Raw genomic sequence first — 25,982 nt, forward strand, 5'->3', positions numbered from 1 at the left:
CCCGGAACGGGACATCAGGGGCAGGGAAACGCCATGCGCAAAGGGCAGTACCGGTTCGTCGCGGGATTTCTGTTCGCTCCCGTGGCGCTCTATGTGATCTTCGTGATCTGGCCGTACATCCAGACGTTCGGCTATTCGCTGACCGACTGGAAGGGACAGTCGCAGACCTTCAATTTCGTCGGCCTGGACAACTACAAAGCGCTGTTCCAGGACGACATCTTCATGGGGGCCATCTGGCACAACATCCTGTTCCTGATCTTCATCCCCGTGGTCACCATTCTGCTCGCGCTGTTCTTCGCGTTCATGCTGAACGTCGGCGGGCGCAGCCGGGCCGGCGGGGTGTCCGGTGTCGCCGGATCCAAGTACTACAAAATCGTCTACTTCTTCCCGCAGGTGCTCTCGCTGGCGATCATGGCCGTCCTTTTCGGAGCCGTGTACCGCAGCGACGGCGGCGGCATGCTCAACGGCGCCCTCATCAAGCTGGGCCTGGTCAGCGCCGACAACCCCGTCGAGTGGCTGAACGAGCCGAACATCGTGCTCTGGGCGCTGCTCGCGGTCGTCGTCTGGCACGGCGTCGGCTTCTACCTGGTGCTGTTCTCCGCCGCCATGCAGTCCATCCCGAAGGACATCTACGAGGCCGCGCTCATCGACGGCGCCGGCCGCTCCCAGTCGTTCTTCCGCATCACACTGCCCCTGCTGTGGGAGTCCGTGCAGACCGCCTGGGTCTATCTCGGCATCGCGGCGATGGACATGTTCATCCTCGTCTCCACGATGACCTCCGGCGACTACGGGGGCGGCCCCGACCACCACAGCGAGGTCATGGCGACCGTCATGATGCGCAACTTCCAGCTGTACGGGAAGAGCGGGTACGCCTGCGCCATGGGCGTGGTCATGCTCGTCCTCACCCTGATCGTGTCCGTGTTCACGTTGCGCGCCACCCGCCGCGACCGCGTCGAGTTCTGAGCGGGGAGAAGACACCTCATGAGCGCACCCCTCAAGGAGACCTCCGCCGCGGGCGGCTCGGTCCCGGTCCAGCCCCCGGTCGACAAGACCCCGGCCCGCCCCGGTGAGGAGCGTGGTGAAGGCGTCGTCCTGAACGTCTTCTCGCACGGCTTCCTCGCCCTGTGGGCGCTGCTGATCGTGCTGCCGCTGCTCTGGCTGGTGCTGAGCTCCTTCAAGACCGACGCCCAGATCGGCGGCTCCGCCTTCGGCTGGCCCCAGAACTGGTCGCTGGACGTCTTCTCCCGCGCCTGGGACAAGGGCATCGGCGACTACTTCGTCAACACCGTCATCGTGCTGGTCTTCTCGGTGCCGCTGACGATGCTGTTCGGCTCGATGGCCGCGTATGTGCTGGCCCGCTACGAGTTCCTCGGCAACCGATTCCTGTACTACTTCTTCGTGGCCGGCGCGATGTTCCCGGTGTTCCTGGCCCTCGTCCCGCTGTTCTTCATGGTCAAACGGCTGGACATGCTCAACACCTACCAGGGTCTGATCCTGGTGTACGTCGCCTACTCGATGCCGTTCACGGTCTTCTTCATGCACGCCTTCTTCCGGACCCTGCCCACCGCGGTCTTCGAGGCGGCGATCCTGGACGGGGCCTCGCACACCCGGACGTTCTTCCAGGTGATGCTGCCGATGGCGAAGGCCGGCCTGCTCAGTGTCGGCATCTTCAACACCCTCGGCCAGTGGAACCAGTTCATCCTGCCGACGGTCCTGATGCAGCCGCAGAGCGGCGACGATCCCGAGCGCTATGTCCTCACCCAGGGGCTCATCCAGCTCCAGCAGCAACAGGGGTACGCCTCCGACCTCCCGGTCCTGTTCGCGGGCGTGACCATCGCGATGATCCCGATGCTCGTGGTGTACCTGTCCTTCCAGCGCCAGGTGCAGGCGGGCCTGACATCGGCGACCCTGAAGTGAGGCGCCCGTAGCACTGCGAAACCGGTCGTGCGCACGCCGTTCCCCGCGCCGGGAGCGGTGTACGCGCGCGTGTGCAAGAGCGCGGATACTGTTCAACCTCTTGACGGAAGGCGACCCGAACGGCTCAGCTTAGAGTTCACTAGTTGGACATGAACGGGGCCTCATCGAAGCGGTCCCGCGCGCAGGAGGTCGTCGTGGAGACTCCGGGGTCGCAGTCGTCGCTGCACCGAGCCAACCTGGAACGGGTGGTCCGGGCCGTCCGGCTGGCCGGGTCGCTCACCCAGGCCGAGATCGCCCGGAGCACCGGTCTGTCCGCCGCGACCGTCTCCAATATCGTCCGTGAACTCAAGGACGGCGGAACCGTCGAGGTCACGCCCACGTCGGCGGGCGGCCGCCGGGCCCGCAGCGTCTCGCTCAGCGGGGACGCCGGCATCGTGATAGGCGTCGACTTCGGCCACACCCATCTGCGGGTCGCGGTCGGCAACCTCGCCCATCAGGTGCTCGCCGAGGAGTCCGAGCCACTGGACGTGGACGCCTCCTCGACACAGGGCTTCGACCGGGCGGAAGAGCTGGTCAACCGCCTGATCGCAGCAACGGGTGTCGACCGTTCCAAGATCGCCGGGGTGGGCCTCGGCGTCCCCGGCCCGATCGATCTGGAGTCCGGCTCGCTGGGCTCCTCCGCGATCCTGCCGGGCTGGATCGGCACCAAGCCCGCCGAGGAGCTGGGCGGCCGTCTCGGCGTCCCCGTGCACGTCGACAACGACGCCAACCTGGGCGCCCTCGGCGAGATGGTCTGGGGCAGCGGCAGAGGCGTCAGGGACCTGGCGTACATCAAGGTCGCCAGCGGTGTCGGCGCGGGCCTGGTCATCAACGGCAAGATCTACCGGGGCCCGGGTGGCACAGCGGGAGAAATCGGGCATATTACTCTTGATGAATCCGGCCCGGTCTGCCGCTGTGGAAACCGCGGCTGCCTGGAGACCTTCGCGGCGGCGCGCTATGTGCTCCCGCTCCTCCAGTCCAGCCATGGCACCGACCTGACGATGGAAGGCGTCGTACGGCTGGCCAGGGACGGAGACCCGGGCTGTCGTCGGGTGATCGCCGACGTCGGCCGACACATCGGCAGTGGAGTCGCCAATCTCTGCAATCTCCTGAACCCGAGCAGGGTGGTCCTCGGCGGTGATCTCGCCGAGTCCGGTGAGCTGGTGCTCGGGCCCATCAGGGAGTCCGTCGGCCGCTATGCGATCCCCAGCGCGGCGCGTCAACTCTCCGTTCTCCCCGGGGCACTTGGAGGTCGTGCGGAGGTGCTCGGAGCACTCGCCCTCGCGCTCAGCGAGATGGGTGATTCGACCCTTTTGGACGGCACGCTGCACGCAGCGGCTCCTGCCTTCACTTAGAGAACGAAACGCGCCGTTGCCAAGCCGTTAAGTATTTACTTCTTGACGTCGCACGTGTGGCCGAGTTGACTTCCAGCCACCTCGGCCGCAACGACGCGGCCTCGTCAGGGAGGTTTCTGAAGTGAACACGCTTATGCGTCGTGCGGCGGTACCCGTTCTGGTCTCGGCTCTCGCCCTCACGGCCGCCGCCTGTGGCAAGGCCGGAGACGACGACAACGACAGCGGCAGCTCCGACTCCGGCAACAAGTCGATCGGTCTGCTCCTGCCCGACAGCGTCACCACCCGCTACGAGCAGTTCGACCGGCCGTTCTTCGAGGCCAAGGTCAAGGAGCTGTGCGACGACTGCACGGTCTCCTACAACAACGCCGGCGCCGACGCCGCCAAGCAGGCCCAGCAGGTCAGCACCATGGTGACCAAGGGCGTGAAGGTCATCGTGGTCTCCGCGCAGGACTCGGCCGCGATCAAGTCCTCGATCGACGCCGCGGTCAAGAAGGGCGTCAAGGTCATCGCGTACGACCGTCTGGCCCAGGGCCCGGTCTCCGCGTACGTCTCCTTCGACAACAAGAAGGTCGGCGAGCTCCAGGGCCAGGCCCTGCTCGACTCCCTCGGCGACAAGGCGACCCCCAAGGCCAACGTCGTCATGATCAACGGTGACGACGCCGACCCGAACGCCGCGCTCTTCAAGGAGGGCGCCCACAGCGTCCTCGACGGCAAGGTCAAGATCGCCTACGAGCAGTCCGGCCTGTGGAAGGACTCGGTCGCCGCGCAGAAGATGAAGGCGGCCATCACCCAGCTCGGCAAGAAGAACATCGCGGGCGTCTACGCCGCCAACGACGGCATGGCCGGTGGTATCGCCACCACCCTGAAGGGCGCCGGCATCTCCGGCATCCCGCTGACGGGCCAGGACGCCGAGCTCGCCGGTATCCAGCGCATCGTCGCCGGTACGCAGTCCAGCACGGTCTACAAGGCCTTCAAGCCGGAGGCCGACGCCGCCGCCCAGCTCGCGGTCAACCTGCTCGAGGGCAAGAGCATCGACTCCCTCGCCACGACGACCATGACCAACGGCTCCGGCGACAAGGTTCCCTCGCAGCTGCTGACCCCGGTCTCCGTCACCGTCGACAACATCAAGGACACGGTGATCAAGGACAAGCTGTACACCGTGGACCAGATCTGCACCGCCGAGTACGCCGCCGCGTGCAAGAAGGCCGGTCTGCAGTAACCACCGCCCCGAGGGCGTGCCACAGACCCGGCACGCCCTCCCGGCAGGTATCCAAGCCCTTCCGGCGCCCGCCCCGCCTTTCATACCCCGCTAAAGCGGGTCGGTGGAGGTAGGTGCACACCCCCACGCCGCCCGGCACGCACGCTCGCCGCACCGGCCGAAGGCCCACGTAGCTCCGCTACGAGATCCTTCGTCCGGCACGCCGATCGCACGCACCGAACGACGCGGGAACGCACCCCTACCTCCACCGACCCGCCAGGGACGGGCGCCGGACGGAAGCATGGCGAACGCGGCCGTTGCCAAGTGGCACGGGCTGCGCGCAAGTTCATCAGTAAGTCGGTGCCCCCTTCGGCATCCCCCTCCGCGCATTACCCCAAGCGCGGCATCCCCGCCGGTCAGGCGGCGAAGGAGATGGTTCACGTGTCCGCTACGCCCGTGCTGGCGTTGCGCGGAGTCTCCAAGCGATTCGGTGCTGTGCAGGCACTCACCGACGTCGAGCTGGAGGTCCACGCCGGAGAAGTAGTCGCCCTGGTCGGCGACAACGGCGCAGGAAAGTCCACGCTGGTCAAGACGATCGCCGGAGTCCACCCCATCGATGAGGGCGTCATCGAGTGGGACGGCAAGCCGGTCAGCATCAACAAGCCGCACGACGCCCAGGGACTCGGCGTCGCGACGGTCTACCAGGACCTCGCGCTGTGCGACAACCTCGACGTGGTCGGCAACCTCTACCTCGGACGCGAGCTGCTGCACCGCGGCGTCATCGACGAGGTCACGATGGAGCAGAAGGCCCGCGAGCTGCTGTCCACGCTCTCCATCCGCATCCCGAGCGTCCGCATCCCGATCGCGAGCCTCTCCGGCGGTCAGCGCCAGGTCGTCGCCATCGCGCGCGCCCTCATCGGCGACCCGAAGGTCGTCATCCTCGACGAGCCCACCGCCGCCCTCGGTGTCGAGCAGACCGCACAGGTCCTCGACCTCGTCGAGCGGCTGCGCGAGCGCAACCTCGGCGTCATCCTCATCAGCCACAACATGGCCGACGTGAAGGCTGTCGCCGACACCGTCGCAGTGCTGCGCCTGGGTAAGAACAACGGCTCCTTCTCCGTGAAGGACACCACCCACGAAGAGATCATCGCCGCCATCACGGGTGCCACGGAGAACGCCGTGACCCGTCGTGCGGGGCGTCGCAGCACGGAGGCGGCAAAGTGAGCGACACGTCGAAGACCGAGAAGGTCGAAAAGACTGCCGGCGTGGTGGAGGGACAGACCACCGTCGCCCCCGCCGACGACCCCACGGCCGCCCCGGTCGTCGTCGTCGACCCGCGTCTGCTGATCCGCGAAGAGGGCTTCAAGGGCTACTGGACCGAGTTCAAGCGCAAGGTCAAGGGCGGCGAGCTCGGCCAGCTGCCCGTCGTCGTCGGCCTCATCGTCATCTGGACGATCTTCCAGCTGAAGAACGACCTGTTCCTGAGCGCGGACAACCTGTCCAGCATCAGCTACTTCCTGTCGGCCACCGGCATGCTCGCCATCGGCCTGGTGTTCGTGCTGCTGCTCGGCGAGATCGACCTGTCCGTCGGCTCGGTGAGCGGCCTCGCCTCCACCATCTTCGCGGTGTTCGTGGTCACCCACGGCATGAACGAGTGGCTGGCCCTGGTCCTCGCCATCCTGACCGGCATCGGCATCGGCATCCTGCACGGCTGGTTCTTCGCCAAGATCGGTGTGCCGGCGTTCGTCGTCACCCTGGCCGGCTTCCTCGGCTGGAACGGTCTGATGCTGTGGCTGCTGGGCGACAGCGGCACGATCAACATCCCGGACGACAGCGGCCCGGTCCACATCCTCGGCCAGGGCTCCTTCTTCATGGACCAGGCCATCATCGGCGCCTACCTGCTGGCGGGCCTCGGTGTGGCGTCCATGCTCGTGGGCTCGCTGATGGAGCAGCGCCGCCGCAAGGCCGCGAACGTGCCGTTCCGCCCGACCAGCGAGATCCTGCTGCGCGTCGGTCTCCTCGCGGTTGCGTCCTTCGCCGCCGCGGCCGTGCTGAACAACGCCGCGGGTGTCTCCAACTCCTTGGTGATCTTCCTCGCCGCGCTGGTGATCGTGGACTTCGTGCTGCGTCGCACCACGTTCGGCCGCAAGGTCTTCGCGGTCGGCGGCGGCATCGAGGCGGCGCGCCGCGCCGGTATCAACGTGGCGGCGATCCGGATCTCCGTGTTCGCCATCGCGGGTGGCTTCGCCGCCATCGGCGGTATGTTCTTCGCCGGTCAGACGGCGTCCGCGACGCTGAACGCCGGTGGCGGCAACACCCTGATGCTGGCCATCGCGGCCGCGGTCATCGGTGGTACGTCGCTGTTCGGCGGCCGTGGCACGGTGTGGTCCGCGCTCCTCGGCATGCTGGTCATCCAGTCCATCCAGACCGGTCTCGACCTGCTGAACATGAACACCTCGATCCAGTACATGATCACCGGCGGTGTTCTCCTCGGAGCGGTCGTCATCGACTCCGTCTCCCGCAAGAGCCAGAAGGCCGCGGGTCGCGGTTAGCAGCGCGCAGTGACGCCGTAGGGGCGTGGGTGAATTGGCGGGTACCGGTCCGTTGTGGCTGGTCGCGCAGTTCCCCGCGCCCCTTGGGCGTTGTAGTACCGGGTGATTTTGGGTACAGCCGATCGCGTGACGTATGACGCACCTCCCGAGCACCGTCCGCAAAGGCGGAACATTAGACTCGACAAGCCCGGCAACAGCTCTACTGCAAGGAGGCACGGGTGCCGCTGCTGACCCGCATCAGGGGACCGCGCGATCTGGACCGGCTCAGCCTGGAGCAGCTGGACCAGCTGGCAGAGGAGATCCGGACCTTCCTCGTCGACGCCGTCTCCAAGACCGGCGGCCACCTCGGCCCGAACCTCGGCGTGGTCGAGCTCACCATCGCCCTGCACCGCGTCTTCGACTCGCCGAAGGACAAGGTGCTCTGGGACACCGGACACCAGTCCTATGTCCACAAGCTGCTCACCGGCCGCCAGGACTTCTCGAAGCTGAAGATGAAGGGCGGCCTCTCGGGCTACCCCTCGCAGGCCGAGTCCGAGCACGACGTCATCGAGAACAGCCACGCCTCGACCGTCCTGGGCTGGGCCGACGGCCTCGCGAAGGCCAACCAGATCCAGAAACGCGACGACCACGTGGTCGCCGTGATCGGTGACGGCGCCCTCACCGGCGGCATGGCCTGGGAAGCGCTGAACAACATCGCCGACGCCAAGGACCGCCCGCTGGTCATCGTCGTCAACGACAACGAGCGCTCCTACGCGCCCACCATCGGCGGCCTCGCCAACCACCTCGCGACCCTGCGCACCACCGACGGCTACGAGCGCTTCCTGGCCCGCGGCAAGGACCTCCTGGAGCGCACCCCGGTCGTCGGCAAGCCGCTCTACGAGACCCTGCACGGCGCCAAGAAGGGCCTCAAGGACTTCATCGCCCCGCAGGGCATGTTCGAGGACCTCGGCCTCAAGTACGTCGGCCCCATCGACGGCCACGACATCGAGGCCATGGAGTCCGCGCTGGCCCGCGCCAAGCGCTTCGGCGGCCCGGTGATCGTCCACGTCCTCACCGAGAAGGGCCGCGGCTACCAGCCCGCCCTCCAGGACGAGGCCGACCGCTTCCACGGCATCGGCCCCATCCACCCCGACACCGGCCTGCCCATCAAGGCCTCCGGCGCCGACTGGACCTCCGTCTTCGGCGACGAGATGGTCCAGCTCGGCAAGGAGCGCAACGACATCGTCGCCATCACGGCCGCGATGCTCCAGCCGGTCGGCCTGAAGAAGTTCGCGGACACCTTCCCGGACCGGATCTACGACGTCGGCATCGCCGAGCAGCACGGCGCCGTCTCCGCGGCGGGCCTGGCCACCGGCGGACTGCACCCGGTCTTCGCGGTGTACGCCACCTTCCTCAACCGCGCCTTCGACCAGGTCCTGATGGACGTCGCCCTGCACAAGTGCGGAGTGACGTTCGTCCTCGACCGGGCCGGCGTCACCGGCACCGACGGCGCCTCCCACAACGGCATGTGGGACATGTCGATCCTCCAGGTCGTCCCGGGCCTGCGCCTGGCCGCCCCCCGCGACGCCGACCAGGTCCGCGCCCAGCTGCGCGAGGCCGTGCAGGTCGACGACGCGCCGACGGTCGTACGGTTCTCGAAGGGCGCCGTGGGCCCCGCGGTACCGGCTGTCGGACGCGTGGGCGGCATGGACGTCCTGCGCGAGCCCGGCACCGACACCCCGGACGTGCTCCTCGTCTCCGTGGGCGCCCTCGCGCCGATGTGCCTGGAGATCGCCAACCTGCTCGACAAGCAGGGCATCACCACCACCGTCGTCGACCCGCGCTGGGTCAAGCCCGTCGACGAGGCCATGGCCCCGCTCGCCGAGCGCCACCGCGTCGTCGTCACCGTCGAGGACAACTCCCGCGTCGGCGGCGTCGGTTCCGCGGTCGCCCAGGCCCTGCGCGACGCCGGCGTCGACGTCCCGCTGCGTGACTTCGGCATCCCGCCGCGCTTCCTCGACCACGCCTCCCGTGCCGAGGTCATGGCGGAGATCGGCCTCACCGCGCCCGACATCGCCCGCCAGGTGACCGGTCTGGTCTCCAAGCTGGACGGCCGGTACGGCAGTGCGGCGGCCGCCGAGGTGGAGCCCGCACGCGACTGACGGGTACGACCGGATGGGCCGGTTCCGCCACCGCGAAGGGTGGTGGAACCGGCCCATTTGCGTGAATCACCACGCGCCGGGGCATACGCAGTACGCCCCCTCTCGATCATGTCGAGGACGACACAGCGTGGGAGGTACCCGTGAGCAGCACCCTCTTCCGGACGAAGAAGGTCGAACAGTCCATCCTCGATACCGAGGAGCCAGAGCACGCGCTCAAGAAATCCTTGTCCGCGCTGGATCTGACGGTCTTCGGCGTCGGTGTCATCATCGGCACCGGCATCTTCGTCCTCACCGGCACGGTGGCCAAGAACAACGCCGGTCCCGCCGTCGCCCTCGCCTTCGTCGTGGCCGGCGTCGTCTGCGCGCTCGCCGCGCTCTGCTACGCCGAGTTCGCCTCCACGGTCCCGGTGGCCGGATCGGCGTACACCTTCTCCTACGCCTCCCTCGGTGAACTGCCCGCCTGGATCATCGGCTGGGACCTGGTCCTGGAGTTCGCGCTCGGTACGGCGGTGGTGGCCGTCGGCTGGTCCGGGTACATCGCCTCGCTGCTGGACAACGCGGGCTGGCATCTGCCGGAGGCGCTCAGCGGCAGAGACGGGGCCGACGGCTTCGGCTTCGACATCCTCGCCGCCGCCCTCGTCCTGGTGCTCACCGGCATCCTCGTCCTCGGCACGAAGCTCTCCGCGCGGGTCACCTCCCTCGTCGTCGCCATCAAGGTGACCGTGGTCCTGACCGTGATCGTCGCGGGCGCCTTCTTCATCAAGGGCGACAACTACGACCCGTTCATCCCCAAGGCGCAGAGCGTGGACGCGGGCGGTGACCTCCAAGCCCCGCTGATCCAGCTGATGTTCGGCTGGGCGCCTTCCAACTTCGGTGTGATGGGCATCTTCACCGCCGCCTCGGTCGTCTTCTTCGCCTTCATCGGCTTCGACGTGGTGGCCACGGCCGCCGAGGAGACCAGGAACCCGCAGCGCGACATGCCCCGCGGCATCCTCGGCTCCCTCATCATCTGCACCACCCTCTATGTCGCCGTGTCGATCGTGGTGACCGGCATGCAGCACTACACGGACCTGTCCATCACGGCGCCGCTCGCCGACGCCTTCAAGGCCACCGGACACCCGTGGTTCGCGGGCTTCATCAGCTTCGGTGCCGCGGTCGGCCTGACGACGGTCTGCATGATCCTGCTGCTCGGTCAGACCCGGGTGTTCTTCGCGATGAGCCGTGACGGACTGCTGCCGCGGTTCTTCTCCCACGTCCACCCGCGGTTCCGGACCCCGCACCGGCCGACCATCCTGCTCGGCGTGGTCATCGCGATCGTCGCCGGCTTCACACCGCTCAGCGAGCTGGCCGAACTGGTCAACATCGGCACGCTGTTCGCGTTCGTGGTCGTCGCGATCGGCGTGATCATCCTGCGCAAGTCCCGCCCCGACCTGCACCGGGCCTTCCGCACCCCGTGGGTGCCGTTCATCCCGATCCTGTCGGTGCTCGCGTCGCTGTGGCTGATGCTGAACCTGCCCGCCGAGACCTGGCTGCGGTTCGGGATCTGGATGGTCCTCGGCTTCATCGTGTACTTCCTCTACGGCCGTTCCCACAGCCGCCTCGGACGCGAGGAGGAGACGACGGTCGGCGAGGTCGCCAAGCCGCCGAACGGCAGCCCGCAGTAGCTCGGCCGCTCAGGGGCGGACGGTGCGCGGCCCCGCCACCTCCGCCCCCAACTCCGTGACACGCCGCCGCAGTTCACGATCCGCGGTGACGACGAGAATCCGGCGCCCCGCAGCCTCGGCGACCAGCTCGACCATCCGGTCGTCCCCGCTGCCGGGCGCCGCGTCGACCCGCACCCCGGGCACCGACTCCACACCCCGGGCGGCCCCCTCGACGACCAGCAGCAGCTCCACGGGCCCCTCGTGCCCCGGCACCCCGTCCACCGCCAGCCGGTCCCGCAACCGCTCCGCGGCCCCCCGCCGGTCCCGCCACCAACCGTCCGGCACCGACCCAACGACATTGGCGGCATCGACGATCACAAGGAGAGGGGCTTCGTCGCTCATGGGGCCAGGGTGTCACGGCCGGGGCCACTACCCGGGGGTGACCAGGCAGGGCTCAAGGGGCCCCGCATAGAGTGAACCGGTGAACGGCGACTGGCTCCTCCGCGGCCGAGACGGCCGGCTCAGTGTCTATCTGCCGTCCGGCGAGGCCGTACTGTGCCGGGCCGAGCTGGGCCCCGGCGGCCCCTGGGAAACCGACGCGCGGACGGTGGGCGGCGACCAGAAGCTCCGTCCCGGGCTCGCGATCGGACAGGGCGGCGACGGCTACGCCCATCTCGTCTCCTGGCGGCCCACCAAACCCGGCGAGTCCGGGCTCGTGCACTCCACCCACTTCCGGCCACGGCTCGCCGCCCTCGACTGGATCCCGATCGGCCATCCCAACAAGACGGGCGACCGCACCGGCACCCCCGCCGTCGCGGTCGACGCCCAGGGCCGCGCCCATGTCTTCGTCCGCAACAGGGGCGGCGGGGTGAGCATGGTCGCCCAGAAGGAGAAGGGCGGCTGGGACCCATGGCGGGACCTCAAGGGCAGCGACGTCCAGGAGGACCTGGCGGCGGTGACCGGCGAGTCGGGGTGCGTCGAGCTGTACGCGGCCGTCCCCGGCGGGGTCCTGTACTGGCGCCAGGAGAAGGCGGGCGCCCAACCCGCCCTGCTGGAGGAGCTGGAGACCCCGGTCCGCCCGGGCACCCTGCGCGCCCTCGCCACGTCCGCCGATCACACCACCCTCTTCTACACCGACGACTCCGGCGACCTGTGCGCCTGGCGCCCCGGCAGCAAGCCCCTCACCCTCCTCCCCTCGGCCGGCCCCGGCCCGGTCTCCGCCGTCCGCTGCGAACTCGACGGCCACGACTGCACGTTGCTCGCCCAACGCTCCGCCAGCGGCCGCGTAGCCTTCGCCGCGTACCCGACCGAGCAGGAGCAGGCGGGCGCGTGGTGGACGGAGTCGGGACCGGCGCTCCCCGCGGACGCCGGGGTGTCACTGGCGAAGGACGAGAACGGCGAGGTGGTGGCGGCGACGTCGTCCTCGTCGAGCGGCCAACTCCTGTTCACACGACGCAAGGACGAGCCGGGCCTGGCGCTGGAGGCATGGCGAGCCCTCTAAGGGGCGCGGGGAACTGCGCAATCTTTTAGGGGGGTCTGGGGGCACAGCCCCCAGGGACGGGACGGGAAGGGGCGGAGGGGGGCGAAAAAATGCCTTTGCCCCGCCAGAAACGCCGAGCGCCCCGCACACCGAAACGGCATGCGGGGCACTAGGCGTTCACAGCGGAGCGTTACGCCGGGACGCTCGCCACGCCCGGCGCCAGGAACTTCTTCCCGTTCACCCGCTCCGAGACACCCTCGCGGTCCAGGTACGGCGTGATGCCGCCCAGGTGGAAGGGCCAACCGGCGCCCGTGATCAGGCAGAGGTCGATGTCCTGGGCCTCGGCGACGACACCCTCGTCGAGCATGAGCCCGATCTCCTGGGCGACGGCGTCGAGGACACGGTCGCGGACCTGCTCCTCGGTGAGGACGGAGTCGCCCTGCTTCAACAGAGCCGCGACCTCGGGGTCCAGCTCCGGCTTCCCGCTGTCGTAGACGTAGAAGCCGCGCTTGCCCGCCTTGACGACGGCCGCGAGGTTCGGGGAGACCGTGAAGCGGTCCGGGAAGGCCCGGTTGAGGGTCTCCGAGACGTGCAGGCCGATCGCCGGACCGACGAGCTCGAGCAGCACCAGCGGCGACATCGGCAGACCCAGCGGCTCGACCGCCTTCTCCGCGACCTCGACCGGCGTGCCCTCGTCGATGACGTTCTGGATCTCGCCCATGAAGCGGGTGAGGATGCGGTTGACGACGAACGCCGGGGCGTCCTTCACCAGCACCGCGGTCTTCTTCAGCTTCTTGGCGACACCGAAGGCCGTGGCCAGCGAGGCGTCGTCGGTCTGCTCGCCGCGGACGATCTCCAGGAGCGGGAGGATCGCGACCGGGTTGAAGAAGTGGAAGCCCACGACCCGCTCGGGGTTCTTGAGCTTCGACGCCATCTCGGTGACCGACAGCGAGGAGGTGTTGGTGGCGAGGATCGCGTGCGCCGGGGCGACCGCCTCGACCTCCGCGAACACCTGCTGCTTGACGCCGATCTCCTCGAAGACGGCCTCGATGATGAAGTCGGCGTCGGAGAAACCCTCGGCCTTGTCCAGCACACCGGTGACCAGGGCCTTGAGGCGGTTGGCCTTGTCCTGGTTGATACGGCCCTTGCCGAGCAGCTTCTCGATCTCGGCGTGGACGTAGCCCACACCCTTGTCGACACGCTCCTGGTCGATGTCCGTGAGGACGACCGGGACCTCGAGGCGGCGCAGGAACAGCAGCGCCAGCTGCGAGGCCATCAGGCCCGCGCCGACGACGCCGACCTTGGTGACCGGGCGGGCCAGCGACTTGTCCGGGGCACCCGCGGGACGCTTGCCGCGCTTCTGCACCAGGTTGAAGGCGTAGATGCCGGAGCGCAGTTCGCCACCCATGATCAGGTCGGCGAGGGCGAGGTCCTCGGCGTCGTAGCCCTGCTGGAGGTCGCCGTTCTTGGCGGCGGCGATGATGTCCAGGGCGCGGTAGGCGGCCGGGGCCGCGCCGTGCACCTTGGAGTCGGCGATGAACCGGCCGCGCGCGACGGCCTGGTCCCAGGCCTCACCGCGGTCGATGACCGGGCGCTCGACCTTGACCTCGCCCTTCAGCACCTGGGCGGTCCAGATCAGCGACTGCTCCAGGAAGTCCGCGCCCTCGAAGAGAGCGTCGGCGATGCCGAGCTCGAAGACCTGGCTGCCCTTGAGCTGCTTGTTCTGGTTGAGGCTGTTCTCGATGATCACCGAGACGGCCTTGTCGGCGCCGATCAGGTTCGGCAGGATCGTGCAGCCGCCCCAGCCGGGCACCAGGCCGAGGAAGACCTCGGGGAGGGAGAAGGCCGGGAGGGCCTTGCTGACGGTCCGGTACTCGCAGTGCAGACCGACCTCGACGCCACCGCCCATCGCGGCACCGTTGTAGTACGCGAAGGTCGGGACCGCGATGCCGGCGAGGCGCTTGAAGACCTCGTGGCCGCCCTTGCCGATGGCCAGCGCGTCCTTGTGCTCCTTCAGGAGCTCGACGCCCTTGAGGTCGGCGCCGACCGCGAAGATGAACGGCTTGCCGGTGATACCGACGCCGACGATGTCACCGGCGGCGGCCTCGGCCTCGACCTGGTCGATCGCGGCGTCGAGGTTGGCGAGGGACTGCGGGCCGAAGGTGGTCGGCTTGGTGTGGTCGAAGCCGTTGTCCAGCGTGATGAGCGCGAAGCGCCCGGCGCCGAACGGCAGGTCGAGGTGGCGTACGTGCGCGGACGTCACGACCTCGTCGGGGAACAGCTCGGCCGCACCCTTCAGAAGCTCAGCGGTGGTGCTCACTTGTCGCCTCCGGCGTCCTTGTGGTTCGGGTTCTCCCAGATCACCGTGGCGCCCATGCCGAAGCCGACGCACATGGTGGTGAGGCCGTAACGGACCTCCGGCTGCTCCTCGAACTGACGGGCGAGCTGCGTCATCAGACGCACACCCGAGGAGGCCAGCGGGTGACCGAAGGCGATGGCGCCGCCGTACTGGTTGACGCGCGCGTCGTCGTCGGCGATGCCGTAGTGCTCCAGGAAGGCCAGGACCTGGACGGCGAAGGCCTCGTTGATCTCGAACAGACCGATGTCGTCGATGGTCAGCCCCGCCTGCGCGAGGGCCTTCTCCGTCGCCGGGATCGGGCCGTAGCCCATGACCTCCGGCTCGACACCCACGAAGGAGTACGAGACCAGGCGCATCTTCACCGGCAGGTTGTTCTCGCGGGCGAAGTCCTCGGACGCGATGAGCGAGGCGGTGGCACCGTCGTTGAGACCAGCGGCGTTACCGGCGGTGACCCGGCCGTGCACACGGAACGGGGTCTTGAGGCCCGTCAGGTTCTCGATGGTCGTGCCCGGGCGCATCGGCTCGTCGGCGGTGACCAGGCCCCAGCCGGTCTCGCCGGCCTCGGCGTTGGTGCGGCGCACCGAGATCGGGACCAGGTCGGCCTGGATCTTGCCGTTGGCGTACGCCTTGGCGGCCTTCTCCTGGGAGCGCACGGCGTACTCGTCGGCGCGCTGCTTGGTGATCGTCGGGTACCGGTCGTGCAGGTTCTCGGCGGTCATGCCCATGAACAGGGCGGACTCGTCGACCAGCTTCTCGGAGACGAACCGCGGGTTCGGGTCCACGCCCTCACCCATGGGGTGACGGCCCATGTGCTCGACACCACCGGCGATGGCGATGTCGTACGCACCGAAGGCGACCGAACCGGCGACCGCGGTGACGGCCGTCAGGGCGCCGGCACACATACGGTCGATCGAGTAGCCGGGCACCGACTGCGGCAGACCGGCGAGGATGCCGGCGGTACGGCCGATGGTCAGACCCTGGTCACCGATCTGCGTGGTCGCGGCGATGGCGACCTCGTCGATCTTCTTGGGGTCCAGACCCGGGTTGCGGCGCAGCAGCTCCCGGATCGCCTTCACGACGAGGTCGTCGGCGCGGGTCTCGTGGTAGATGCCCTTCGGGCCCGCCTTGCCGAACGGGGTGCGGACGCCGTCGACGAAGACGACGTCCCTGACGGTACGAGGCACGATGGCTCTCCTCCAGATGCGGGATGGCACTGCTGCACTGCGTAAGCGCAAGCGCTGAGCGCGCGCTCAGGCCCATGCTACTTACGGGTAACGTGGCTGCACAGCCCTGGAGGCCGGAGCGGCGAAGGTCACATCCGCGGGGGAGCGGTCGAGCCGCGCGGGGTGAGTGTCGGGGTGGGCACAGGATGTGATCCCGGCCCCTCGCCCATGATCACTCCGAACAGGGTCCGGGCCGCCTCCGCGCCGAATCCGTGCACGTCATGGCTCATCGCGGACAGCGTGGGATGGGTCAGCCGGCACAGCTGGGAGTCGTCCCAGGCGAGCAGCGAGACGTCGCCGGGGACGGAGAGCCCCATCTCGGCGGCGACCGAGAGACCGGCCACCGCCATGATGTCGTTGTCGTACACGATGGCCGTCGGCCGGTCCGCCTCGTCGGCGGCCAGCATGGACCGCGTCGCCCGCGCCCCCGCCTCGCCCGAGTAGTCGGTCGTCACCTGCCACGCCCCGGCCAGCTCCAGCGCCCGCGCCGCCTCGTCGAAGGCCGCCGTACGCGCCGCCGTGTGCCCGAGCGCGGCCGCGCCCCCGACCCGGGCGATCCGCCGGTGACCGAGCGCCGCCAGATACCGCACCGCCTCCGTCACGGCGGTGGCGTCGTCGGTCCACACGGAGGTGAGGCCGCCGGTCAGCGAGGGATGCCCGACCGCGACCACGGGCATCCCGAGCCGCTCGGCGAGCGGCACCCGCGGATCGTCGGGCCGGAAGTCGACGAGGATCGCCCCGCCGATCTGCCGCCCCCGCCACCAGGCCTCCTGGAGCCCGGCCTCCTCCTCCACGTTCCGCACCAGTCGCAGCAGCAGGGAGCACGCGTGCTCGGTCAGCACGCTCTCCACGCCCGAGATGAACTCCATGTAGAAGGGCTCCAGCCCCAGCAGCCGCGCCGGCCGGCAGATCGCGAGCCCCACCACGTCCACCCGTGACCCGGCCAGCGTCCGGGCGGTGAGGTTAGGCGCCCAGCCCAGCTCCCGCGCGGCCCGGAAGATCCGGTCCCGGGTCGTCTCCGACAACCCCGGCTTGTGGTTGAAGGCGAGCGACACGGCACCCTTGGACACACCGGCGCGCGCGGCGACGTCCTTGATGGTGACGCGAGCGGCCGGCTGGGCTGTCATCGGCTGTGCTCCAGGCAGTACAGGGCGGATCGGGCGGCGTCCGGATCAGGAGTCTTCCAGCCACTGACCCCGATGGTCACCTGTTCGCCGGGCAGCAGCGTGACCAGCCCCCGGTCGGCCCGCGCCTCCGGATCCAGCCGGTCGGCCTGCAACAGCAGATCCCGTACGAGGGTCCGGGCCGTCACCTGGACACCGCCCGGCACGAGCGCCACCTCGAACTCCGGCCGGGGATAGGGGATTTCACGGTCCGGCGCCGCGAAGGACAGGGCCCGCAGCCCGTCCGCGTCCGCGACCAGGAACTCCTTTGACCCGACGGGCTCCAGCTCCTTCGGTACGTCGACCCGCGCCACGGCCCGCGCCCCGGCGCCGAACTCCGCACTCGCCTCACCGATCAGCGCCCCGTCGACGGACATCCGCCGCAGCCGCACCGCGCCCGTCCACGCGTGCGGGGCCTGGTTGACGACGGCCACCACCCGCCCCTGAACCGTCAACAGCCGGTCCGCGTACAGCCTCCGCAGCTCGTGGTACAGCGGCTTCTCCCGCCCGTGCCCGTCGATCGCGGCCCAACTCGTCACCGGCCAGCAGTCGTTGAGCTGCCACACCACCGTCCCCGCGCACACCGGCCAGTGGGACCGCCAGTGCTCGATCCCGGTGGCCACGGCCCGCGCCTGGTTGACCTGGGTGAGGTAGTGCCAGCGGTCGAAGTCCCCCTCGGGAAAGGCGAAATGGCGCTCCAGACCGCGCCGCAGCTTCCCGTTCCCGTCGTCGGCCTTCTGGTGGTGCAGCATCCCGGGGGAGTCCGGTGTGAGCTCCTCACCGGGCAGCGCGGCCCGCAGCGTGGCGTACGCGGGCGGCGCCTGCCAGCCGAACTCGGCCATGAACCGCGGCACGTTCGCCCGGTACTTTGCGTAGTCCTCCCGGTTCCACACCTCCCACGAGTGGTGCGTCCCGTGCGCCGGATCGTTCGGATGCCGCTCCCAGGACCCGGACCAGGGCGAACCCGCCGTGTACGGCCGCGTCGGGTCCAACTCGGCCACCACCCGGGGCAGTACGCCCAGGTAGTACCCCTCGCCCCAGGAGTCCCCGGCGAGCCGCTCCTCCCAGCCCCAGTCCCGGAACCCCCACAGGTTCTCGTTGTTGCCGTTCCACAGCACCAGCGACGGATGCGGCATCAGCCGTACGACGTTCTCCCGGGCCTCCGCCTCCACCTCGCCCCGCAGCGGCTGCTCCTCGGGATAGGCCGCGCACGCGAACGGGAAGTCCTGCCAGACCAGCAGGCCCAGCTCGTCGCAGACGTCGTAGAAGTCCTCGCTCTCGTAGATCCCGCCGCCCCAGATCCGCACGAGGTCCACCCCGGCCCCGGCGGCCTGCGTGAGCCGCTCCCGGTAGCGCTCGCGGGTGATCCGGGACGGGAACACGTCGTCCGGGATCCAGTTGACGCCCCGGGCGAAGAGCCGCTCCCCGTTGACGACGAAGGTGAACCCGGTGCCGTGCTCGTCCGCCGAGCGGTCCAGCCCGACCGTGCGGAAGCCGATCCGCCGCCGCCACGCGTCCAGCTCGTCGTCGCCGTGGAGCAGCCTCAACTCGACGTCGTAGAGCGGCTGTTCGCCGTACCCGCGCGGCCACCACAGCTCGACGTCCGGCACCTCGAGCCGCACGGTCCCGCTCGCCCCGTCGATCGCGGCGCGCACCCGCACCCCGCCGACCGTCGCCGCCACGGCGAGCGGCGCCTCGACCCGGGTCCGCTCGACGTCGACGGCCAACTCCACCACGCCGAGGCCCTGTTCGACGGTGACCAGAGGTCGCACCCGGGAGATCCGGGCCGTCGACCAGTGCTCGAGCCGCGCCGGCCGCCAGATCCCGGCCGTCACGAGTGTCGGCCCCCAGTCCCAGCCGAAGGAACAGGCCATCTTGCGGATGTACTGGAAGGGCTCGTCGTACGCGGCCGGCCGCTCACCGAGCGCTCCGCGCACCGCCTCGGCCTCGGCGTAGGCGGAGACGAACCGCACCGACAGCCGCCCCTCGAGGCCGGTCACGTCGAAGCGGTAGGAGCGGTGCATGTTCCGGGTCCGCCCCAACACCCGCCCGTCCAGGAGGACTTCGGCGGCCGTGTCGAGCCCCTCGAAGACGAGGTCGGTCTGCTCGTGCCCCGAGGCGCCTGGCCCGGCGCGCAGCTCGGTCTCGTAGGTCCAGTCCCGGCGCCCCACCCACGCCACCTCGGTCTCGTTCCGCCCGAGAAAGGGGTCCGGGATCACCCCGGCCGCCAGCAGATCGGTGTGGACGCAACCCGGCACGGACGCGGGGAGGGCGTCCCCGTCGTGCCGCAGGATCCATCCGTCGGCGAGCGGTGTGGCCTGAAGCATGTACGCACTCCCTAAACCGATCAAGTCCAGTACTGGGAACACTTTTTGACATCGTTGGCGGGATACGGACTTTACCGGTTAAGACAACGCTGTCAGAGTACCGAACCAGCCAACCCGCACGTGCTCGTCCGTCCGAGAACATCCCGAGAACGGAGCTGATGCACATGAACCGCCGTCACACCCTCGTCCTGGCCGTGGGAGCCGCTCTGCTGGCCGCCGGCTGCACCGGTACGGGAGGCGCGTCGAAGGAGGCGGACGCCAAGGCCCCTGACGACCCGTCAAAGGTCTCCGGAACCATCAAGGTTCTGACCGTGCGCACCGACCTGATCCAGGACGGCACGCTGAAGCGCTACGCCGCCGAGTTCAACAAGACCTATCCGAAGGTCAAGGTCGAGTTCGAAGGGCTCACGAACTACGAGTCCGAGGTCAAGATCCGGATGAACACCAAGAACTACGGCGACGTCCTGCTGATCCCCGCCGTCATCAAGAAGGCGGACTACCCGAAGTTCTTCGCCTCGCTGGGCACCGAGGCGGAGCGCAGCAAGAAGTACCGCTTCACCGACGTCACCACCGTCGACGGCAAGGTCTACGGGCAGAGCCCGAACGGGGTGAGCCCGGGGTTCATCTACAACAAGCGGGTCTGGAAGGAGGCCGGGATCACCCAGTGGCCCACCACCCCGGCCGAGTTCCTCACCGACCTCAAGGCCATCAAGGGCAAGACCGACGCCATCCCGTACTACACCAACTTCTCGGCCGGCTGGACGCTCAGCGCCTGGACGGCCGTCAACGGCTCGGTCCACTGCGACCCGCAGGCCACCGACGAACTCGCCACGGGCGACCCCTGGGCCAAGGGCGCCGACCTGCGCGTCGGTGACACCCTGCTCTACGACATGGTGAAGCAGGGGCTCGTCGAGAAGGACCCGACGACCAGCAACTGGGAGGAGTCCAAGGCCAGGACGGCCAAGGGCGAGATCGCCACCCAGTGGCTCGGCACCTGGGCGATCGTCCAGTTCCAGGACGCCGCGAAGAAGGCCGGCGTCAACCCCGACGACATCGGCTTCATGCCCTTCCCGGCCCAGGTCGACGGCAAGTTCTGCGCGGTGATCGGCCCCGACTACAACCAGGGCATCAACGTCCACTCCCAGCACAAGGACGCGGCCCGCGCCTGGGTCGACTGGTTCACCGACAAGTCCACCTACGGACAGGACAACCTGGCCATCTCCCCGCTCAAGGACGCCCCGCTGCCCGACGTGATGAAGCCCTACGAGGAGCAGGGCGTGAAGTTCATCGAGGTGGACGACGCCAAGGGCGCCCAGGTCAAGCAGCTCGACAGTGACTCGGAGGTCGGCATCTACGCCCCCGAGTACCGCCAGAACCTCGTCGACCTCGCCCGCGGCGCCCGCAAGGGCAGCCTCGACGACTTCTTCGCCGACCTCAGCGAGCGCTGGACGGACGCCCAGAAGAACCTGGGGTCCTGATGACGCACACGACCGAGAAGGCGGCCGTGGAGGTGACCGCGGCCGCCCCCGTCCCGGCCCCCGCCGCCCGCCGGACCCGGGTGTGGCGAGGTGTGACCCCCTGGCTCTTCCTGCTCGCCCCGCTCGCCCTGCTGATCACCTTCACCTACGCGCCGATCGCCAACATGCTGGCGTACAGCCTCACCGACTGGGACGGCGTCAGCCCCGAACTGCACTACACGGGGGCCGGGAACTACGAGGAGATCTTCACCCGCCCCGAACTCTTCGAGGTGTTCTGGGTCAGCGGCTACTACCTGGCCGCCTCCGCCCTCCAGATCGTCCTCGCGCTCTACTTCGCGACGATCCTGAGCTTCAACGTCCGCTTCCGGAACTTCTTCAAGGGCGTGCTCTTCTTCCCGTACCTGATCAACGGGGTGGCGATCGGCTTCGTCTTCCTCTACTTCTTCCAGGACGGCGGCACCCTCGACTCGGTCCTGAGCCTCGTCGGCTATCACACCGACCACGCCTGGCTCGGCACCCCGGTCTCCGCCAACACCTCGCTCGCCGGAGTCTCCGTCTGGCGCTATCTGGGCCTGAACTTCGTCCTGTTCCTGGGCGCGATCCAGTCGATCCCGGGGGAGCTCTACGAGGCCTCCGAACTGGACGGCGCGAACCGCTGGCACCAGTTCCGGTACATCATCGCGCCCGGCATCAAACCGGTGCTGACCCTGACGGTCATCCTCTCGATCTCCGGCTCGCTGTCGGCCTTCGAGATCCCGTACATCATGACCGGCGGCGCGACCGGCACCGAGACCTTCGTGATCCAGACGGTCAACCTGGCCTTCCGGTTCAACAAGACGGGCCTCGCCTCGGCGGCCGCGGTGGTCCTGCTGCTGATCATCCTGCTGGTGACCTGGATCCAGCGGCGCCTGGTCCCCGACGACAAGGTGGACCTCGTATGAGACGCCACGCGGTGTCCCGCACCCTGGTCTATCTGTCCCTCATCGCCGCGACCGTGGTGGTCCTGCTGCCGCTGGTCGTCGTCCTCCTGACCTCCCTCAAGACGGAGACGGAGATGGCGAACGCGAGCGGTGCCCTGGACCTCCCCGGCAACCTGCTGAACTTCGGCAACTACGCGTCGGCGTTCCGGGACGGCGAGATGCTCTCGGCCTTCGCCAACACGGCGATCATCCTGGGGGTGTCGATCGGCGGCACGGTCCTCATCGGCTCGATGACGGCGTACGCCATCGACCGCTTCACCTTCCGCTTCCGCGGGCTGGTGGTGGCGCTGTTCCTGATCGCCGCGCTGGTCCCCGGCGTGACGACCCAGGTGGCGACCTTCCAGATCGTGAACAGCTTCGGCATGTTCGACACCCTCTGGGCGCCGATCGCGCTCTACATGGGCACGGACATCGTCTCGATCTACATCTTCCTGCAGTTCATCCGGTCCATCCCGATCTCCCTGGACGAATCGGCCCGCCTCGACGGGGCCAACACGTTCACGATCTACCGGAAGATCATCTTTCCGCTGCTGAAGCCCGCGATCGCGACGGTCGTGATCGTGAAGGGGATCACCGTCTACAACGACTTCTACATCCCCTTCCTCTACATGCCGTCGGAAGATCTTGGCGTGATCTCGACGTCCCTGTTCCGCTTCCGGGGCCCCTACGCCGCCCACTGGGAGGTCATCTCGGCCGGAGCGGTCCTGGTGATCCTCCCGACGCTCGTCGTCTTCCTGTCCCTCCAGCGCTTCATCTACAACGGCTTCATGAGAGGAGCGACGAAGTGACAGCCCCCTAGGGGCTGTCCGGCGGACCATGTCGCAGACGCGGGGTCTGGCACGCCGATCTGCCGCGTTGTCGCGGTTGCCGACTCCCCCACTCTCGACTTCGCTCGAGCGGGGGGACCCCCACCGCGTCGCCGCCCTCCTCCGCCTTGCATCTCGACGCACCAGACCCCGCTCACCTGCGTCGAGGGCGCACTGCCGATGTACTGCGACCTGATCCGCCGGACAGCTTTTAGGCGGACAGGGCGCTCACCAGGACCGGGGTGACGAGCTCGACCTGCCAGGGTCGGGCTCCGTAGGCCGCGAGCGCGGCGCCCACCGAGTCGGCGTCGACGGTGCGGGGCGGCTCCCAGCAGACCCGTCGGACCGTGTCCGGCGTCATGAGGTTCTCCTGCGGCATGTTGAGCCGTTCGGCGAGCGAGGAGACACCGGCGCGGGCCGCCGACAGCCGTGCGGCCGCCGCCGGATCCTTGTCGGCCCAGGCGCGGGGCGGCGGCGGCCCGGTGACCGGCTGTCCGGGCGCGGGCAACTGCGTCTCGGCCAGTGCCTTGGCCCGGTCCACGGCCGCCTGCCACTGCTCCAGCTGGCGCCGGCCCATCCGCTGCCCGTACCCGTTCAGCGCGGCCAGCGCCTGCGCGTCCGCCGGGAGCGACAGCGCCGCCTCCACGATGGCCGCGTCGGAGAGCACCTTGCCCGGCGACACGTCCCGCCGCTGGGCGATCCGGTCCCGGGTCTGCCACAGCTCCCGCACCACGGCCAGCTGCCGGCGCCGCCGCACCTTGTGCATCCCGGACGTGCGACGCCAGGGATCCTTGCGCGGCTCGGCCGGGGGAGCCGAGGCGATCGCGTCGAACTCCTGCCGGGCCCACTCCAGCTTCCCCTGCCGGTCCAGCTCCTTCTCCAGCGCGTCCCTGAGGTCGACGAGAAGCTCCACGTCCAGCGCGGCGTAGCGCAGCCACGGCTCGGGCAGCGGCCGGGTCGACCAGTCGACGGCGGAGTGCCCCTTCTCGAGTACGAAGCCCAGGACGCCCTCGACCATCGCGCCGAGGCCGACCCGGGGGAACCCGGCGAGCCGTCCGGCGAGCTCGGTGTCGAAGAGGGAGGTGGGCACCATACCTATCTCGCGGAGACAGGGAAGGTCCTGAGTGGCGGCGTGCAGCACCCACTCCACGCCGGACAGCGCCTCGCCGAGCCCGGACAGGTCGGGGCAGGCCACGGGGTCGATCAGCGCGGTCCCGGCGCCCTCGCGGCGCAGCTGGACCAGGTAGGCGCGCTGTCCGTAGCGGTAGCCGGAGGCGCGCTCGGCGTCCACGGCGACGGGGCCGGAGCCGGCCGCGAACGCGGCGATCACCCGGGCGAGCGTGTCGTCGTCGGTGACGACGGGCGGGATGCCCTCGCGCGGTTCGAGCAAAGGAGTCGGCTCGGGACCCGGTTCGGGATCGGGCGCCCCCGTAACAGAAGATCCGCCGTCGTCCGGAGGGGCGCCTCCGGTGGTTCGCAGTGAGCTGTCTGCTGCGGTCTCTTGGGCGTCGGTCACATGTCAAGGGTATCTGTGTATGGACAGCGCCCGCCGACGGAACGTTCCGTCGACGGGCGCCTGAGGGTCGTAAACCAGTCAGCTCGGTGAATCCTCGGGTTCACGACCGGTCGGGGGCGTGCACCCGGATCCAGGACTGATCCAGTTCACGTCCGTGAATGGTGGAACGTTCGGCTGAGTGGGGGAAGCGGTCAGTGGATGATGCCGGTCCGCAGGGCCACCGCGACCATGCCGGCGCGGTCGCCGGTGCCCAGCTTGCGGGCGATCCGGGCGAGGTGGCTCTTGACGGTCAGCGCGGACAGGCCCATCGAGACGCCGATGGCCTTGTTGGACTGGCCCTCCGCGACCAGCCTGAGCACCTCGACCTCGCGGCCGGAGAGCTCGCGGTAGCCGCCCGGGTGACTCGGGGCACCCGGGGGGCGGCGGTGCATTCCGGCGGCGCGGGAACCGATGGGGGCGGCGCCCGGTCGGGTGGGGAGCCCGACGTTGGTGCGGGTGCCGGTGACGACGTAGCCCTTCACACCGCCCGCGAGGGCGTTGCGGACGGCGCCGATGTCGTCGGCTGCGGAGAGGGCGAGGCCGTTGGGCCAGCCCGCCGCACGGGTCTCCGACAGGAGGGTCAGGCCGGAGCCATCGGGCAGGTGGACGTCGGCGACGCAGATGTCACGGGGGTTGCCGATCCGGGGCCGGGCCTCGGCGACGGACGAGGCCTCGATGACGTCGCGTACACCGAGCGCCCAGAGGTGGCGGGTGACGGTGGAGCGGACGCGGGGGTCGGCCACGACCACCATCGCGGTCGGCTTGTTCGGACGGTAGGCGACCAGGCTTGCGGGCTGCTCGAGAAGAACGGACACCAGGCCTCCTGGGGTGGGGGACGGCTGTGAGGTCACAGTCGTCTTCGGCACCAAACCCGTAGGCCTTTAGAGAAAGATCACGATCTAGTGAGTAACAATTAGTGCAATTCGGACGTACGGTCGATCGTTCGGTGAGCGAATCGGTTCGTTCGAGTGGTCGCACATGACTGAAAGTGGCCGTATCGACAAAGTGATGGTCAAGCGTCAGCGCGACTGGGGCCCGCGGCGCTGCGGCAGCGTCACCACCGACGCGTCGCCCGGACCGGCCGGCGGCAGACCCGCGACCTGGGCGAGCAGATCGCACCAGGCCGCCAGATGACCCGCCGTGTCCGGCACCCCGCCCAGACCCTCACGAGGCGTCCAGGACGCCCGGATCTCGATCTGCGAGGCGGCGGGGCGCTCCGACAGACCCCCGAAGTAGTGGGAGCTCGCCCGGGTGACCGTGCCGCTCGGCTCGCCGCACGCCAGGCCACGCGCCTGGAGCGCGCCGGTCAGCCACGACCAGCACACGTCGGGCAGCAGCGGGTCCGCCGCCATCTCCGGCTCCAGCTCCGCGCGCACCAGCGTCACCAGCCGGAACGTCCCCCGCCAGGCGTCGTGCCCGTCCGGGTCGTGCAGCAGCACCAGCCGGCCGTCGGCCAGGTCCTGGTCGCCGTCGACGACCGCGGCCTCCAGCGCGTAGGCGAAGGGGGCGAGCTTCTGTGGGGCCCGCGTGGACTCGATCTCGATCTGCGGCCGCAGCCGGCTGCCGCGCAGGGCCTGGACCGCGGCCTGGAAAGCCGCCGGAGCCGCCGTAACGCTTCCATGCCGGTCCCCCTCCTTCTCGTCGTCCATCCCGCCAGTGCCGTCCGACAGTCGTCCCTGAGCCGCAGCCATGGCGGAAGGTTAAGGGGAAGCGGGGCGTGGTGGGGCCCTGACACCCCGTGCCCCGACCGTTGCCCGGATTGCCCC

20 protein-coding genes are annotated in these 25,982 nt (G+C 69.2%); 12 read left to right on the forward strand and 8 right to left on the reverse strand.

What is annotated here, in order from left to right; genetic code table 11:
- Window positions 1-33 precede the first annotated feature (33 nt).
- From ABKA17_RS11390 to ABKA17_RS11425, 8 genes are all read left to right on the forward strand, one after another.
- Window positions 34-963 carry a carbohydrate ABC transporter permease gene (locus tag ABKA17_RS11390; protein ID WP_353691843.1) on the forward strand — a complete coding sequence of 310 codons (930 nt, stop codon included), beginning with the start codon at window positions 34-36 and terminating at the stop codon, window positions 961-963.
- Window positions 964-981: 18 nt separating this feature from the next.
- Complete coding sequence (locus ABKA17_RS11395; RefSeq protein WP_353691844.1) at window positions 982-1,917, forward strand: carbohydrate ABC transporter permease; 936 nt, start codon at window positions 982-984, stop codon at window positions 1,915-1,917.
- Window positions 1,918-2,111: 194 nt separating this feature from the next.
- Complete coding sequence (locus tag ABKA17_RS11400; RefSeq protein WP_353691845.1) at window positions 2,112-3,311, forward strand: ROK family transcriptional regulator; 1,200 nt, start codon at window positions 2,112-2,114, stop codon at window positions 3,309-3,311.
- 133 nt (window positions 3,312-3,444) lie between these two features.
- A complete protein-coding gene (locus ABKA17_RS11405) occupies window positions 3,445-4,530 on the forward strand; it encodes a sugar ABC transporter substrate-binding protein (protein WP_353692322.1) in 1,086 nt (361 codons plus the stop codon).
- Between the two features lie 411 nt (window positions 4,531-4,941).
- On the forward strand, window positions 4,942-5,733 hold the full coding sequence (locus ABKA17_RS11410; protein WP_046259989.1) for an ATP-binding cassette domain-containing protein: 792 nt from the start codon (window positions 4,942-4,944) through the stop codon (window positions 5,731-5,733).
- The gene (locus ABKA17_RS11415) at window positions 5,730-7,061 is read left to right on the forward strand and encodes a sugar ABC transporter permease (RefSeq protein ID WP_353691846.1); all 1,332 of its coding nucleotides are present in this window, start codon (window positions 5,730-5,732) and stop codon (window positions 7,059-7,061) included. The genes ABKA17_RS11410 and ABKA17_RS11415 overlap by 4 nt, the downstream gene beginning before the upstream one ends.
- 218 nt (window positions 7,062-7,279) lie before the next feature.
- Entirely contained in the window at window positions 7,280-9,202 is a 1,923-nt protein-coding gene (dxs, locus tag ABKA17_RS11420; protein ID WP_353691847.1) for a 1-deoxy-D-xylulose-5-phosphate synthase, read from the forward strand.
- 140 nt (window positions 9,203-9,342) lie between these two features.
- The gene (locus ABKA17_RS11425) at window positions 9,343-10,866 is read left to right on the forward strand and encodes an amino acid permease (RefSeq protein ID WP_353691848.1); all 1,524 of its coding nucleotides are present in this window, start codon (window positions 9,343-9,345) and stop codon (window positions 10,864-10,866) included.
- 9 nt (window positions 10,867-10,875) lie between these two features.
- Here the strand turns inward: ABKA17_RS11425 and ABKA17_RS11430 are convergent, their stop codons facing one another.
- Window positions 10,876-11,247 (reverse strand): NTP pyrophosphohydrolase, encoded by a 372-nt coding sequence (locus ABKA17_RS11430; protein ID WP_353691849.1) that lies wholly within the window; start codon window positions 11,245-11,247, stop codon window positions 10,876-10,878.
- Window positions 11,248-11,326: 79 nt separating this feature from the next.
- On the opposite strand from ABKA17_RS11430, the gene ABKA17_RS11435 reads away from it, so the two are divergent.
- Window positions 11,327-12,346: a PLL family lectin gene (locus ABKA17_RS11435; protein ID WP_353691850.1), complete on the forward strand. Its 1,020-nt coding sequence runs from the start codon at window positions 11,327-11,329 to the stop codon at window positions 12,344-12,346.
- Window positions 12,347-12,515: 169 nt separating this feature from the next.
- On the opposite strand, the gene ABKA17_RS11440 is transcribed toward ABKA17_RS11435, so the two are convergent.
- From ABKA17_RS11440 to ABKA17_RS11455, 4 genes are all read right to left on the reverse strand, one after another.
- Complete coding sequence (locus ABKA17_RS11440; protein ID WP_353691851.1) at window positions 12,516-14,645, reverse strand: 3-hydroxyacyl-CoA dehydrogenase NAD-binding domain-containing protein; 2,130 nt, start codon at window positions 14,643-14,645, stop codon at window positions 12,516-12,518.
- Window positions 14,642-15,868, reverse strand: coding sequence for a thiolase family protein (locus tag ABKA17_RS11445; protein WP_353691852.1), 1,227 nt, complete (start codon window positions 15,866-15,868; stop codon window positions 14,642-14,644). Before ABKA17_RS11445 ends, ABKA17_RS11440 begins: the two co-directional genes overlap by 4 nt.
- Before the next feature lie 128 nt (window positions 15,869-15,996).
- Window positions 15,997-17,034, reverse strand: a complete 1,038-nt coding sequence (locus ABKA17_RS11450; RefSeq protein ID WP_353691853.1) for a LacI family DNA-binding transcriptional regulator — start codon at window positions 17,032-17,034, stop codon at window positions 15,997-15,999.
- The gene (locus tag ABKA17_RS11455) at window positions 17,031-19,397 is read right to left on the reverse strand and encodes a glycoside hydrolase family 2 protein (protein ID WP_353691854.1); all 2,367 of its coding nucleotides are present in this window, start codon (window positions 19,395-19,397) and stop codon (window positions 17,031-17,033) included. Before ABKA17_RS11455 ends, ABKA17_RS11450 begins: the two co-directional genes overlap by 4 nt.
- Before the next feature lie 164 nt (window positions 19,398-19,561).
- On the opposite strand from ABKA17_RS11455, the gene ABKA17_RS11460 reads away from it, so the two are divergent.
- From ABKA17_RS11460 to ABKA17_RS11470, 3 genes are read left to right on the forward strand one after another with little or no spacing between them, the layout of a single operon-like run.
- Window positions 19,562-20,875, forward strand: coding sequence for an ABC transporter substrate-binding protein (locus ABKA17_RS11460; protein ID WP_502994199.1), 1,314 nt, complete (start codon window positions 19,562-19,564; stop codon window positions 20,873-20,875).
- Window positions 20,875-21,816: a carbohydrate ABC transporter permease gene (locus ABKA17_RS11465; RefSeq protein WP_353691856.1), complete on the forward strand. Its 942-nt coding sequence runs from the start codon at window positions 20,875-20,877 to the stop codon at window positions 21,814-21,816. Before ABKA17_RS11460 ends, ABKA17_RS11465 begins: the two co-directional genes overlap by 1 nt.
- Window positions 21,813-22,643 (forward strand): carbohydrate ABC transporter permease, encoded by an 831-nt coding sequence (locus tag ABKA17_RS11470; RefSeq protein ID WP_353691857.1) that lies wholly within the window; start codon window positions 21,813-21,815, stop codon window positions 22,641-22,643. Before ABKA17_RS11465 ends, ABKA17_RS11470 begins: the two co-directional genes overlap by 4 nt.
- Before the next feature lie 229 nt (window positions 22,644-22,872).
- Here the strand turns inward: ABKA17_RS11470 and ABKA17_RS11475 are convergent, their stop codons facing one another.
- From ABKA17_RS11475 to ABKA17_RS11485, 3 genes are all read right to left on the reverse strand, one after another.
- Window positions 22,873-24,177, reverse strand: coding sequence for a ribonuclease D (locus tag ABKA17_RS11475; RefSeq protein ID WP_353691858.1), 1,305 nt, complete (start codon window positions 24,175-24,177; stop codon window positions 22,873-22,875).
- A gap of 191 nt (window positions 24,178-24,368) precedes the next feature.
- A complete protein-coding gene (locus ABKA17_RS11480; protein ID WP_059195623.1) occupies window positions 24,369-25,031 on the reverse strand; it encodes a response regulator transcription factor in 663 nt (220 codons plus the stop codon).
- A gap of 204 nt (window positions 25,032-25,235) precedes the next feature.
- Complete coding sequence (locus tag ABKA17_RS11485; protein ID WP_353691859.1) at window positions 25,236-25,907, reverse strand: DUF3000 domain-containing protein; 672 nt, start codon at window positions 25,905-25,907, stop codon at window positions 25,236-25,238.
- Window positions 25,908-25,982 lie beyond the last annotated feature (75 nt).

The sequence above is a fragment of the Streptomyces sp. RG80 genome, from assembly GCF_040446465.1.
Lineage (GTDB): Bacteria > Actinomycetota > Actinomycetes > Streptomycetales > Streptomycetaceae > Streptomyces.